Genomic DNA, 13,336 nt, shown 5'->3' with positions numbered 1-13,336 from the left:
GGTTGGTTATACCTTACCTGACAGGGACTCTCACCCTGCAAGAGATGCCAAGCTTTGCTTGGCGCACTAACGTTTCCGTGTTTGCGACGCCTTCGAACTGGACCCTAAAGATAGACCGTCTTGGCGGTGCTTGCCACCCAGTGAGGAGGTGTGGTGCTCTGACCTTTCCCGCAAAACGCGCCCTCCAGCACCTCCCTCAAACACGCTGTTATCTGCTGTCCCACGTTTCTTATTCACTAATCCCACTACAGCTTTTCTAGTTTTGATGTGTAAAATTAATAGTTATCACGTATTCTAATTACTTCTTTTTTTGTTTCATCGGCTTGACATTAGCATAAAAGCTATCTTTCTTGATTGCCATAAAAACATTATAACCATCTAATTCCCAAATTTTTACACCTCCAAATATAGAAATTAACTTGTTTTTATACCAATCTTTACGTTTTGTGACCATATACATTTTCCCACCGATCACTAATCTATTAAATCCTTTTTCAATAAATTCTTTAGCAACAGAAAAATCAGTATGATACGGCGGATTAGAAAGTATAGAACTAAAGTTTTTTTCATTAATATTACTAAATCCATCGCTTTGATATATTCTAATTCCTTTGACATCATTTAGGATAATATTTTCTCTAGCAATATCTACTGCTTTACTATCTATATCGGTCATTACTACATTTGTTGGACCTACTATCTTAGCTGAAAATATTCCAACTATACCATAACCACATCCCAAATCGAGTATCTTATCATTATCATTAAATTCAACTACTGACAACATAGCTAAAGTCCCTCTATCTGCATTTAGAGGTGAGAAAACCTCATTTGAAGTTTTAAATTTCATATTTACATCTCTAATATTTACATTTAACATACTTACTACTTATCCTCCAAAGTCATCTGAAACTTTTCGTTTCATCTTTTTTTATTTATTTAACTTTCTACATTATGTATTATATCCAATTTTAAAATGGGATTGCATATAACGTAATATTACCGAAACCAGATTCGTAAATCGTGCTGTTTAGGAGATATTCACGAACCTTGTTCTGCTAATTTTTACCTCTTTAATTTTACCTGATGTCAATAGTCATATAACTACTATTCTACGTGCTATATTGTTACACCTTTGTAAAGTGTTCGCCAAATTCTCTTATAATTCGACATTTATTAATTACTTTACTCTTTTTTGAGCATTAAAATAACCGACAGCGTTGATATGCTCTTCCTTACAGTTAACAGTTTTTATAATTTTAACTGTCTACCATAAGGGGAACATATCATCATACCATCGGTTTGTTTATTATATTTATATTAATCAATCAGCCCAAAGATTCTTCATTAGCTTTTCTATCTTCTCTTTTCGTTCTTTAGTTTCTTGAGAATTAATCTTTATTTCGATTACATCTCCTTCTTTTGCTCCTTTAGGTAGTAGTTTTTTGGAATATCAACCATTTTTCTATTTTCTAGCTCTACTACGTTCCATAATATTTTTAAATCAATACCAAAATAACCATGGAGTGAAATGTCTCATAATCCTAGAGTATTTGTCAAACAGATCAACCCTCTAAGGTTTTATTATCTGTTTATGTAGTCATCAACATCTTCATCAATATTACTTAACTGCTGTTTTGCTTTCTCCAAACCCCAATCGTTAGGCATCTCGTTTTCATCATTGAACTTCCACTTACACCCACTATTTATCCACTTTGCTCTTAATAATCGGTGGGCTACCTCGACTGGCATACGATCATATTTTTCTAAATCACTTTTAACATAGCCTGCACTATTTAAATCTTGATTGGTGAATTTTTCTAATTCTTCAGGCAATATATCATCACTCACACACGATTCATTACCACAACAAGCACAAATATACCCAATAGCAAACTCTTCTAATAATACTTTTCCACAAATGGAACAAAAATACCTACTCATATTGAAATAGTCACCTCTTATTTTATATTGTTTACATAATAGTTATATGCATCCTGACTCCATTTTGCTATATTACGGGCATTACTACTACTCCATTTAGGTAAAAAGCAAGTGATGATTTGACCAGTATTCTTATTATATACCAAAAATTCTTCACTGCGCTACATTCTCAATTCTTTGCTCTAATATTTCCAATACTGCAGTGTCCATTTGTTCTTTTGTAACTATTAATAGATTGGATGTATCAAATGTATTCTTCTCAGCGTATCGAAGGTAATGCAGATATCGAACTAATCTAATGAATGCCCTCAATTTTTCATCTGACCACGGAATAACTACTCCAAATCTCCCAAGAGCAGATGCATTTATTGCTCCACCCATTAGATGCTTTCTACTAACTAAGTTCTCAATTTCAATAGCCATGAAACATCTTGCGTTATGATTCATATAAAGAATCTCTTCAAAGCATGCAGGAAGAACGAATCCATCTCCATATCTCTCTAAATTGTTTCTATTGTATTCAACCAGCCTCCTTACGAAGCATCAATTAAAGGGTTTCTTAACATATCATCATATACAAGACCTAAACGCTCATGAGTTGCAAAAGGACCTATTGCAACATCCAATCGAGGAGAATAAATAGAGAGGTCATATTCGTCTCGCATTGATGACCATTCTTCCTGGATATCATCAATATCGAATACTTGCTTTAAATTATCTCTCAATTGTAATTGATACAAGTGAAGTGCAATATTTTTAAATCTACCTCGAGGATCCCTCATTATAATCTTTCCTTTCTAATTTAAATGGCTATCGTTTCTGCACTCAAGACGTTTCTCAGCCCTAGATAGCTCTTATCTTGGACTGAGAAATGTGCTTTGGCCTCAACTACTTAAAAGGGGTGACCCTAATCAGCTAAAACGAACTTGAGTGCATTGTTAGGAGGCGTTTCTACACTCTACTCTGATTCAAATAAATTTTTAAGTATTTCCGTTATGGTATTAACATCTTGACTATTTTCAGCAAGCCTGTATCTATCATCTTCCGAAATATTGTTCCATTCAGATATTTCTTGGTAATCAATTCCTTTGTACTCTAATAGTTTCTCTGCACTAATAACCTTAATTTCGATATCTATATCGTTAATTACCTTATCAAGATCAATTGATATTGGAACTATAAGTTCTGTACTGATAACCTTTAGCATTATGTTAAATAATATATCAGAAAATAAATGATATAGTTTTACACATGTTTCATTTTCAGTTAATGGGTATAAAAGATTTTTATCTTCGTTTAAAAATATTATATTATATTTGGATAAGTTTGCATGAGCAAGCAAGTTTCTTATTTGCCTCATACCATTATCATGGTTATTTAGAAAGTCATATTCAATATCATTAATAAAATTTTGTTGTTTTAACTTTTCTATTACTTTCTTGAATCCGGAATCATAATCTTTTATCTTTGATTTAAATACAATTTCAGCTAAGTTGAATAAATAATTAAGAGAAGCATGTCCATTTTCATCATTTGCTATTTGTTCACAGTATCCTAGTAAATTCCCATAATATCGCGAGTATTGCCATATATACTCGATAACTTTACCTTTTGAATATACTTGTCCCATATAATTCTTCCTCCTGCTATTCTGTTTAATTTTTTAAGTTACAAACATCATGCACAAATATCATATATGTCGCCTAATGTATTCATATAGCCACTATTCTACGTGCTATATTATTACACCTTTGTAAAGCGTTCCTCAAATTCTCTTATAATTCGACATTTTTAAAAAATTTCTACTCTCTTTTAAGCATTAAGATAACCGATAGCGCTATCACCATCGGTTTGTTTGTTTTAATATCTTTATCAATTAATCAGCCCAAAGATTCTTCATCAGCTTTTCTATCTTCTCTTTTCGTTCTTTAGTTTCTTGAGAATTAATCGTTATTTCGATTACATCTCCTTCTTTTGCTCCTTTAGGTAATAGTTCTTTTGGTATATCAACCACCTTTCTATTTTCTAGCTCTACTACTGCATATTTCTCTTCAAATCCATCAATAATCACCTTCACTCGTTTCACTCCCTTTATTCAACATAAGCTTTTCCTTCTTCTATTATGTCCTTTAATCGTCCAACACTTATACCGTTTATCTTAACGAGTTCATCTATTGATGTAAAAGGTCTTATTTCTATAATTTGATGTGCATAGGCTAGCCCTATGTGTATGATCCCTTGTAATTCTTCTAAAGTTGCAGTATTAATATTTATTCCATTTTTGTTCTGCAGGTCTTTTGCACTTTCATTTTTTATAATCTCTTGCTTAATTGGATTTAACTTTATGTCATAATTACTTCCATCGGTTGTAATAACTATATCGCCATGTATATCAGTTCTATAAACTTCTGTATTTGCTTCCTTTAACCTTTTCATTACAACATCGTGGGGATGCCCATAGGTATTATCCGTACCTACTGATATGATTGCATTTATATTTTACCTATGTTAAAGTTCTTAATAACTTCAGCCATACCCCCTACATGATCAGAATGGGGATGAGTTGCTATTAGTACATCAATTGTCAGTATTCCCTGTTCTTTTATGTAAGCAACAACCCTCTCTGCTACGGTATATTCTCCTGCATCGATAAGTATTGCTTTTCCATTTGGTGTTTGAATTAGAGTAGAGTCACCTTGTCCTACATCTATGAAATGGACTATCATTTCTCCACTATTCTCTTTTGGTACCTTGGTTTCTGACTGGGTGCTTATAGGCTGTAGATTTGATTCATTTTGTGGGGTACAGCCTGTAAATAGCATTGTTATTAGTAGTATGACAGATATGATGGATATAAGGTGTTTGCATTGCTTTTGCCTCCCTAGTTGCATTCATAATTATAGTGTGCCATTAGAAGGTCTCATAATCAATTCTCAGTACAGTTGTATTGATCTTTCATTAATTCTTGAGTTAAAGGTAATAAAAGTTCATAAGAAGCTGCTACTACTTTATATGATACATTATTAAAATCTCCATGATTTATTTTATTTCTTGTTACTTGGATACATTTTAAAAGATTAAATGCTATTATACTATTAATACATGTTCCATTATGTAACTTTTCCCTTTCCTCTTCTATATTTTTAGAAAAACACTTAGGTGGATTACTTCTTGTATCTTTTAAGTCTGCAATTATAAATTCATTAATAATGTCTAATAACCTCTCTAGATATTCTTCTACATAGATTTGTTTTATAATACTTTCAAATCTAGATGCTAGTAACTCATAATTTATATGGATACCACCATTCTTTTTTGGTGCTAAACTATCAAAAACAGAAAATAATGCACGAAATCTATGGAGCATATTTATATTTTTATTAGATTCAATAAGATTGAAAAACTGTTCATTGGCTTGTTTGTTTTCCATATTATCTTTCATTATATGTGATTTTAAATTTATTTCATTTCCGCCTACAATTCTCATCGGAGGTCTCACTTCAACTGTTGCAGCTAAAAAATCATTCGATGTATTTATTTCTAGTTCTCCTTTTATTCGTGTACAAACACCAAACAAAGAAAATAGTTTGATCAAAAACTCTTTAAATTCGTTAGCTATTAGAAAGTTCTTATTTTTATCTTCACTTTTTATATTAAAAGTAGCTGCTATACTTTTATTATCCAATTTCTTTATAAAAACTTTTTCTACATAATCTTCAAATATATATTTTTTTAATTCAAAACTTTCTATTATGTCTATACCTTCTATTATTACTTTTGCTTCACTAATAATCATATCCAAAACTCCTTATCATTTTTTAATTTTAGCATTGGATGAAGTAGCATCAATTTTATAATTTTGATTTAAAGGGTTATTTTTCTTATTGATATTTTTTTAATCCCTAACCCATCTAGTTACAGTACTGGAACCAGGTTAATTTCTAGCAACTAAGGTGGCATTTCCTGTTTCTTTGACGTCTTTAACTATTTGATTTTAAAAATCAGCTGAAAACCTATTTTGCTTTGATCTCATTTTAGACAACCTCCTGTTAGTTTTTATTTTACTAAATTAGTGTGTAGTTGTCCAAAAGGGTTAGGAAGGATTAAGAGATGTTAGACTGAACAGTTAATACTCTAATTTTGTAAAGTCAAATTCAAATCTATGTTGACTTGGATTCCTTTTACATACAAAAAAATACCTATCTCTTTCAGGATCGTATTCAAATCTGAAACTTCCTCCACAATTATGAATGTGACATTTACTTTGTAGTTTCATCATCCCCAACTTACCGTCTTTAAATAAGCCAATATGCCTTGATAATATAGATTTAGGCATAATACTGATTATTCGCTTTCTTTTAAGCATAATAAGATATACTACTATCATAAATGCAAATAAAAATACCATCATAGAGATAATAATCCATGTAGATGAGGTTATTCCTAGAAAAGCCTTTTCGTTAAAATCAATTAAAGTAAGGTTTTTAAAACTTTGAAAAATTGTTATTAAACTAGATATCAAACTTATAAACGAAACTACTGAAAGTGTGCTTGCTGTTCTTATAGCTGCTTTCCAACTAATATTTAATTTACCTCTTTTAACTTCATACACTACTTTTTCTTCTTTTTCTCCATTACAAAGAATCAAAGTATTTGCAATTATTCCATTATCACCATTAATCGTGTTTCCATTTTCGATTACAATAGTTTTGTTACCATTTCCATTGATATCTCTCATGATTGCTCCTTTCTTACACTAATTATTTATTAATCAACATATAGTAGCTAGTAATCCAGCATAATTCAGATTGAGGGCTCTACAGTATCTTTTTTCTTAATTTCAATCTTCTGTATAAATTTCTTCTTACTTACTTTATAAGGCATAGATTATCTCTTTCTTCAGTTACTTTGAACCTGTTCTTCCTCATTAAATATTATCTTCTTAAACTTGGAACATTCCAATTAACTTGTACTGTTGTATAAACATTTTTCTTAACACTTAACTTTTCAGTTGGATTATCAATTATATTAAATATTAGATTTCTTTCATCAGCAACATTACTGACAACAACTAAATAGTAATTTTCTTTAAATTGTCGTGCAATATTCCATTCTTTATCAGTAAATAGCATACTCCAACTGAATGTAAGCGACTTTAAGATTTTCCTGAAGAATTCTTTATCCCAGCAACCGATAGTCAAGCTTATAAACAATTTGGAAATTCAGTAGCAGTCCCTGTCGTAAGAGCTATTGCTAGAGAAATGATCCAAATAATGTCTCAGCAAAATATGCTCTAGAATACTCTTTTATTATATATTATTGTGTAATATTATTCCACATTTTTGTATTTTTTTGTAAACAATACAATACAGCCACTTTTTTATTGTAAAAAACTTATACTCTGTAAAAAAGTGGTTTCTATATTAATCCTTTAATCGTTCTACTAGGTACTTGTCCTTTAAAAGGATGTACTTCTCCAGTTGGAAGTATCACACCTTTATGGCATCCTCTTTTATCATAGACTTCAATCTCACCATGTAGTGGATCTTTATGGTAATATAACTTCTTTTTACGGTCATAAAATATACTTTCAGAGTAATTGCCCTTCCTCCATCGCTTCTTTAATTTCTCTAAGCCTTTTAGTGCAGGATATTGTGAAGCAGGTGTTTCAGCCCAATTAATCATTATATATCTTCCTTTCTTTCAAAAAATAAAAAAAGCGCCGATAAAAGGCGCTTGGTCGAATTTATATGAAGTTCAAAAAACAAAAAAAGCCCAAATTATGGGCAAATTTCCTATTTAATTTTGATCAACTTGATAATTTTTTAAATACATATACTAATTTGTTCTTAAAAATTTCTCAAAAAATAAAAAAAACCTGCTAAGTCCTTAGCAGGTTCACTTTCTTCTCATTTTTTATAATTGTTAATAATATTGTTCTTTAATAAAATGTCTTTTATTTGGGTTAAATAAAATGACAATGTATTGATAATTATTGTACCTAAAAATAACTTAAAATTACAATAACTTAAAATTACAATTTCAAGATGATTTCAAATAAAAGAGTAGAAAAATCTTTTTGATCTCAAACTTTCTAGTATCTGATTAATCGTATAAAATATAGTTATAGTTCAAAATAGAAAACAATAACTATATTAATGTATTAAGTTAAAGTACATATTGCATATTGAGTTATTAAATTTATAAAATTCATTATAATTTACTTTCACGATTAAGGTTCCCCGACAATCAATTCAAAAAACAGACGTTTTTTATAATTTAGACAATTCTTTCAATATATTTTTTTCTGCACGTAATTTAGTTTTATTTATTGTTTGCTGAGTTACTCCTAGAATTACTTTTATCTCTTTTTCTGTTAAATTGCGCTCTCCATAATACAATTCTATAATATTTCTTTGTCGTATTTTTAAATTCGTATGTAGATCATTTTTAACTATTAATTGAAAAAACTGTCTCCTTGTTTCTAATTTTGTATCTAAATTTATTTCCTTACTAATATTCTTTAAGACTTCTATATCATTTTCTTCATCAGCATATGTCTCAGCTTGATTAAGTCGATCAAAATAGTACTTTATATCATCTGACTTAGACCTTCGTTTACAACTTTCTGCATTAACATATTTTTCCCTAGACCATATTTTCTTTATCCGTGCACTAATAGCACGCCTTAAATAAGGCCACAACTTACCTTTACTTGAATCAAACCTATGAATAAACTCAAAAATAACATAGTCAACTAGTTCATTGTACATTTCTTCTTTTGTTTTAAAGGATTCATCAGACCAATATTTTTCAAGTTCAGCAAATATTAAACGTCTAAACATTTTTTTCAGCTCTATATAAGCACCAGTACTTCCTTTATCATTATTTGTGACCTTATTACAAAGTTCTATTACTTCTTCTTCCATTGCATCATTTCTCAGTATATTTTTGTTAGTATTTTTTACTTTAATAACTTCGGTAAAGCTACACGTCACTATCTCATAGCCTTTTTTAAGCTTACCATATTCATCACCACAAAGAGCAAGTGCCTTTTCAGGTGAACTTGCCTTATATGTTGCATTAATTTCCTCACCTAATAAACTAAAACCTTTGATTAAATATGTATCCATCCAAACCTCCTTAATATATAAGTATATATATTAATTATAGTAGCAATTTCATTTAAAAGTAACTAGACTTTTTTGATAATTATGCTTTAAATAGTTGTTAATATATGCTAACATAAATACTATGACGAACGTTTGTTCTGTGTCTAGAGGTACCCATGATAATTACAGAAAAATTAGAAGAAATTATTATTAATTGCAAAATTATTAAAAGCTTTGTCCCTCTTCCTGATCACATTTTGGGACATTACTCTTTCGATGGTGAGTTTTACATTATACTTATAAATAAGGAGATTGAACATAATGAAAGGCTATATAGAACTGTTTTAGCTGAAGAGATTGGTCATTATAGGACAACTATAGGGGACATAACCCCTAGAAGGTATATGTCCTATAGAGATCGCATCGAAGTGGATAAAAAGGAGCTTCTTGCCTTAAGGTGGGCTTGTGACTTTCTTATTCCTACAAAATCGCTAATGGAAGTGATCAGTCGGCAACCATCAATTTCTCTCGAGTATTTAGCTGATCACTTTATGGTTACAGAAAAACTTTTACTTCAAAAATTTGATTTTATGGCCAAGATAAAGCCTGTGTGGGAAATTGATACTGAAAGGTGTTTGTATTTACATAGCTTGCCATCTATTTTTATTTATAATGGTTTTATAGATTAATCTCTATTCTATTAGACAGCCGACTGAAGTACGTTCCAGTCGGCTATCTCTAATAATTTTTAATTATTAATTCTCTAAATTTTCGTTTCCCCTCTTTTTCAACTGAGTACATCACTTCTGTCTCTAAAAACTCAAAACCTTGATACCATTCACGCACCTCTGGGTAATCGTTAATAGTTAATATAAACTTTCCTTTTATATTTTTTAAAATATCCTCAACAAATATGCTGCTCTCTTCCAAACTCATTTTCATAACCTTCTGTTTCGAAATAATGGATTATAAAAGGCAATGTTTGAGTTCTTCTATAAATAGATAACAAGACAAAATTAGATATTTAAATATCCGATTTTGTCTTGTCTACAAGGGGGGACTAACCTACAATAAAAATTGGTAAGTATAAACCAGGATCATTAATATTAACTTCCTTAACGGTTGTGTCGGATGAATAAATTACGAAGAATATTTTACCATTAATTCTGTCAAACAAAATATCATAAGGGCCTATAGTAAATTTATAAAATCTCGATACCTCACCGATATACATCATTCTGTCTATCTCTTTTTTTATGGCTTTAAATTCATTGTCAAGTCGATTAGGATTTTCGTTTAAACTCACAAGATTTTCACGCATGCTATTTGAAAAGTTTTCAAGACCTTTAAGACATATCTCCTTAGTTATTTTCATGGCTTCTTCTTTTGTTATTAAATCACTAGAATTATATTTTTCATCAATTATTATATTTGTAAAGTTTCTAATTATGGTGTCTGCAGGAGATACTGGCATCTTTGTATCATAATAAAATGTGTTTTCATTAGATAAGCATGGGGAATAATGAACCGTGGCCTCTAAATTTTCTGAAGCAAACCTTAAGGGCACATACGTTAAATCTTTATATATTATCGCTGGATAATCTAATTCATAATCTATTCCATTGACAAAAGCGATATTACTATTAATGGCAAGGGCAATCTCTTTTTGAGATTTTGTAATTGTTATTACTTTATTACTCTCGCTCCAATCCACAGAAGCACCTAATTCTTGAGCGATTAACCTTACAGGTACTAATGTCCTGTCATTTCTAATAATTATTTCATAATCAGTTATTAGAGTTCCGTTCAAAAATAATAGTGCAGCATGTTCCTTCAATTCAACTTCATCATTGTTTGATAAAATAATTCTATCAGATAAGTAAATTGCTGACGGATTCCCTTTTTCTATATCTGAAGCGTTTATAATGTTACTATTTGCACAGAAAATTAAGATTGTCATTAACAAACACGAAAAAGTTTTTTTCATAAATATTACCTCCAAAAAGTATTATAAATCTACAAATATCAAATATTTCTGCAATACACTTTGCCACAAAATAAACAATACTGCCTACTTTTTTGATGCTGAGTCAGCCCGTATCGCCTACAAAGTTAGATCAATTAGGTTGCAATAGAAAACCATAGCAGGATCTTCTTAACCATCAAAATTAAAGATTATTCTTGTTAATTAAGCGAAGCTGATGCACGAAAAAGTTTACGACGAATCCACAACACGGTTAATTATATAATTAAAAGATACTTGCTATTCATAGTTTACTATTTTATGATGGGAAAATTGAGTAAAAACTGCCTTTTTTTATTAAAAGACAGTTTTTATTTTAACTTAATTAGGTATCGTTGTTTTATAGAAATACCGTCCTACGCGTTAATTCTTTAAGAGGTCAACACTAAAGCTCATTATTTCAGTATACTACTATATGGTAAGTAGAACTTAAATGTTTTAAAATTAGGATCATTAGATGTTTGAAGGAGTGTTTCTCTACCAGACTTTTTCACATTAGAGTGATCTGCATAGTAAACATTCGACCCATCCCCAGAAGTAACTAGTCCCACATGACTAGCGCTTGTATTATATATTATTGAGCCTGCAAAAGCCTTATTCCAACTTGTTTCCTCGTAAAAGTAACCCTTATCGACCATATACGGAGCTACTCCACCATTATTATTGTATCCTGTTCTAAACCAATTTATGTATTTATAGGCTCCTATAGTAGAACCATTAGAATAGTGAGCCCAATTACCGCTTACATCTTGAGGAATGCCGCCTTGATTTATCGCCCTTGAAACAAAATTAGCACAATCACTACCATGACCGTTGGCCTTCGAGTACTCTGGTTCTGCTGCCCTATTATCTCTGGCCCAGTCTCTTGCTTTAAGTCTATCATATTGGACACTACTCACAGAAATTTCTAAGTTGCTTACTTCGTCCCTTAATTGAATCTTATTAACCATTTCCTCTACGGCTTTATAGCCATTATCAAAAGCATTTTCCTCGTCCTTTTCTCTGCTACTTTTGATACTGTCAACGCTAGTTAGAAGTGATTCGTCTTCCTCAAGGAAGTCAATTCGTGAAAAGAGCTCAAAACCTTCTTCTGTCGACGCCATACTAAAATTTCCTAACTTAATGGTGTAAAGCACTTGAACATTTCTTGTGTTGTTATAAGCTTCTTCAATATCCATTATAAGATGTTTAATTTCATTTTCTGCAATTAACTTCTCCATACCTTCCAACTCATCAATCTTATCAAGCATTCCTTGAACAAAAGCATTTTCAGATACAGATCTTGTCAACGTCATATCTACGTAAACGTCAATGTCAACTAGTCTATCAGTTCCCACAATCTTCTCTTCATAAATCTTATAGGTGAAGTTTTCAAAAATATATGAATCTCCATATGTATCAACTAATTGATTTTGTATTGCTTCATAAATCTTTTGTTGCTGGTATTTGCTTAGAACACTTGCCGCTTGCACATCTTTAGTTGTAGCGAAGGCAGTAGAAAAACCTACCATCATAATGAACACCATAGTAAGACTTAAAAATACTTTGCTTTTCTTTAACATAATAACACCTCCGTTATTTTATTATTTTAATGAGTTCTTTCTGTTGATATAACAGTAACTGTTTCACTAACCCCATTACGAACTACAGTAGCAGTTACACTAAGCCTATAGGTTCCACCAGCTACATTACTACTCTCTGCAAATGTAAGCCTAGTAGCACTTGTGCTATCTGTCCAAGTCCGAACAGTTGACCACGTATTTCCAGATTTTTTTTCAAGGCTGTAAATAGCACTAATGCTAGTGGTACCTTTTGCTCCGCTAATAATCGCACTGCTGGAAGCAACTCCGGTATTTGATATCGAAAGCGATGTAGTAATGCTGTTGATATTAAGCCACAATGGAGCTATCTCAACTATTTTGGACTGCCCGTTTGTGACCATCGATTCATGTGTTAACACTTCTGTAGAGGCTAAAACACTTTGTGAAATAATAAACAATCCAACAATCATAAGCGACAACATTTTTCTAAAATTCATTTATAACCACCTCCCTCTTTTTGTAAGTTAAGCAATTTCTAAAACAATAATTTCTTCGCTCATTGAAAGGTTTATTGAAAATTCATTTTTCAAAAATGCCTACACTATATAAACGCTCGGCTAATCATTTTTCCTAAATTTTTAAAATTATTTTTTTAAAATTATTTTTTATTAATAGAAAAGCTTTCACAGGAGCAAAAAAGATGGTGCGTTAACCAT

At 30.9% G+C, this 13,336-nt stretch carries 19 protein-coding genes and 1 pseudogene; 2 read left to right on the top strand and 18 right to left on the bottom strand.

What is annotated here, in order from left to right; all coding sequences use genetic code 11:
• Positions 1-298 precede the first annotated feature (298 nt).
• The 12 genes from T335_RS0103215 to T335_RS0103160 all read right to left on the bottom strand — a co-directional run bounded on the left by T335_RS0103215 (position 299) and on the right by T335_RS0103160 (position 7,076).
• Entirely contained in the window at positions 299-880 is a 582-nt protein-coding gene (locus T335_RS0103215; RefSeq protein ID WP_026476251.1) for a class I SAM-dependent methyltransferase, read from the bottom strand.
• A gap of 444 nt (positions 881-1,324) precedes the next feature.
• Positions 1,325-1,396 (bottom strand): hypothetical protein, encoded by a 72-nt coding sequence (locus tag T335_RS22980; RefSeq protein ID WP_242837244.1) that lies wholly within the window; start codon positions 1,394-1,396, stop codon positions 1,325-1,327.
• A gap of 188 nt (positions 1,397-1,584) precedes the next feature.
• Entirely contained in the window at positions 1,585-1,944 is a 360-nt protein-coding gene (locus T335_RS0103210; protein ID WP_026476250.1) for a hypothetical protein, read from the bottom strand.
• A gap of 153 nt (positions 1,945-2,097) precedes the next feature.
• Positions 2,098-2,391, bottom strand: coding sequence for a hypothetical protein (locus tag T335_RS0103205; protein ID WP_026476249.1), 294 nt, complete (start codon positions 2,389-2,391; stop codon positions 2,098-2,100).
• A gap of 86 nt (positions 2,392-2,477) precedes the next feature.
• On the bottom strand, positions 2,478-2,726 hold the full coding sequence (locus T335_RS0103200; protein WP_026476248.1) for a hypothetical protein: 249 nt from the start codon (positions 2,724-2,726) through the stop codon (positions 2,478-2,480).
• Between the two features lie 176 nt (positions 2,727-2,902).
• Positions 2,903-3,574, bottom strand: a complete 672-nt coding sequence (locus T335_RS0103195) for a hypothetical protein (RefSeq protein ID WP_026476247.1) — start codon at positions 3,572-3,574, stop codon at positions 2,903-2,905.
• 246 nt (positions 3,575-3,820) lie between these two features.
• Positions 3,821-4,021, bottom strand: a complete 201-nt coding sequence (locus T335_RS0103190) for a DUF3006 domain-containing protein (RefSeq protein WP_026476246.1) — start codon at positions 4,019-4,021, stop codon at positions 3,821-3,823.
• 14 nt (positions 4,022-4,035) lie between these two features.
• Positions 4,036-4,380 (bottom strand): ComEA family DNA-binding protein, encoded by a 345-nt coding sequence (locus tag T335_RS22625; protein WP_026476245.1) that lies wholly within the window; start codon positions 4,378-4,380, stop codon positions 4,036-4,038.
• A 56-nt stretch (positions 4,381-4,436) separates the two neighbouring features.
• The gene (locus T335_RS22620) at positions 4,437-4,670 is read right to left on the bottom strand and encodes an MBL fold metallo-hydrolase (RefSeq protein ID WP_242837239.1); all 234 of its coding nucleotides are present in this window, start codon (positions 4,668-4,670) and stop codon (positions 4,437-4,439) included.
• 200 nt (positions 4,671-4,870) lie between these two features.
• Positions 4,871-5,740 (bottom strand): hypothetical protein, encoded by an 870-nt coding sequence (locus T335_RS0103175; RefSeq protein WP_026476243.1) that lies wholly within the window; start codon positions 5,738-5,740, stop codon positions 4,871-4,873.
• Positions 5,741-6,070: 330 nt separating this feature from the next.
• On the bottom strand, positions 6,071-6,682 hold the full coding sequence (locus T335_RS0103170; RefSeq protein ID WP_026476242.1) for a hypothetical protein: 612 nt from the start codon (positions 6,680-6,682) through the stop codon (positions 6,071-6,073).
• 196 nt (positions 6,683-6,878) lie between these two features.
• Positions 6,879-7,076, bottom strand: coding sequence for a protein NO VEIN domain-containing protein (locus tag T335_RS0103160; RefSeq protein WP_026476241.1), 198 nt, complete (start codon positions 7,074-7,076; stop codon positions 6,879-6,881).
• A gap of 42 nt (positions 7,077-7,118) precedes the next feature.
• On the opposite strand from T335_RS0103160, the pseudogene T335_RS21890 reads away from it, so the two are divergent.
• Positions 7,119-7,241: pseudogene (locus T335_RS21890) on the top strand (DNA cytosine methyltransferase); the annotation flags it as partial.
• 121 nt (positions 7,242-7,362) lie between these two features.
• Here T335_RS21890 and T335_RS19745 read toward each other — a convergent pair.
• Positions 7,363-7,629, bottom strand: coding sequence for a colicin E3/pyocin S6 family cytotoxin (locus T335_RS19745; protein ID WP_034327584.1), 267 nt, complete (start codon positions 7,627-7,629; stop codon positions 7,363-7,365).
• A gap of 587 nt (positions 7,630-8,216) precedes the next feature.
• Complete coding sequence (locus T335_RS0103150) at positions 8,217-9,077, bottom strand: sigma-70 RNA polymerase sigma factor region 4 domain-containing protein (RefSeq protein ID WP_026476240.1); 861 nt, start codon at positions 9,075-9,077, stop codon at positions 8,217-8,219.
• Between the two features lie 155 nt (positions 9,078-9,232).
• On the opposite strand from T335_RS0103150, the gene T335_RS0103145 reads away from it, so the two are divergent.
• Positions 9,233-9,745 carry an ImmA/IrrE family metallo-endopeptidase gene (locus T335_RS0103145; RefSeq protein ID WP_026476239.1) on the top strand — a complete coding sequence of 171 codons (513 nt, stop codon included), beginning with the start codon at positions 9,233-9,235 and terminating at the stop codon, positions 9,743-9,745.
• Positions 9,746-9,794: 49 nt separating this feature from the next.
• On the opposite strand, the gene T335_RS19740 is transcribed toward T335_RS0103145, so the two are convergent.
• The 4 genes from T335_RS19740 to T335_RS0103125 all read right to left on the bottom strand — a co-directional run bounded on the left by T335_RS19740 (position 9,795) and on the right by T335_RS0103125 (position 13,117).
• On the bottom strand, positions 9,795-9,992 hold the full coding sequence (locus tag T335_RS19740) for a hypothetical protein (RefSeq protein ID WP_026476238.1): 198 nt from the start codon (positions 9,990-9,992) through the stop codon (positions 9,795-9,797).
• Between the two features lie 124 nt (positions 9,993-10,116).
• The gene (locus tag T335_RS21480; protein ID WP_026476237.1) at positions 10,117-11,043 is read right to left on the bottom strand and encodes a stalk domain-containing protein; all 927 of its coding nucleotides are present in this window, start codon (positions 11,041-11,043) and stop codon (positions 10,117-10,119) included.
• Positions 11,044-11,474: 431 nt separating this feature from the next.
• Positions 11,475-12,641, bottom strand: a complete 1,167-nt coding sequence (locus T335_RS0103130) for an amidase domain-containing protein (RefSeq protein WP_026476236.1) — start codon at positions 12,639-12,641, stop codon at positions 11,475-11,477.
• Between the two features lie 26 nt (positions 12,642-12,667).
• On the bottom strand, positions 12,668-13,117 hold the full coding sequence (locus T335_RS0103125) for a hypothetical protein (protein WP_026476235.1): 450 nt from the start codon (positions 13,115-13,117) through the stop codon (positions 12,668-12,670).
• Between the last annotated feature and the right edge of the window lie 219 nt (positions 13,118-13,336).

This window comes from Alkaliphilus transvaalensis ATCC 700919 (assembly GCF_000621485.1).
GTDB classification, from domain to species: Bacteria; Bacillota; Clostridia; order Peptostreptococcales; family Natronincolaceae; genus Alkaliphilus; species Alkaliphilus transvaalensis.
Note: the sequence above shows the minus strand (reverse complement) of the source record. Positions and strands in the feature narration are given on the sequence as shown.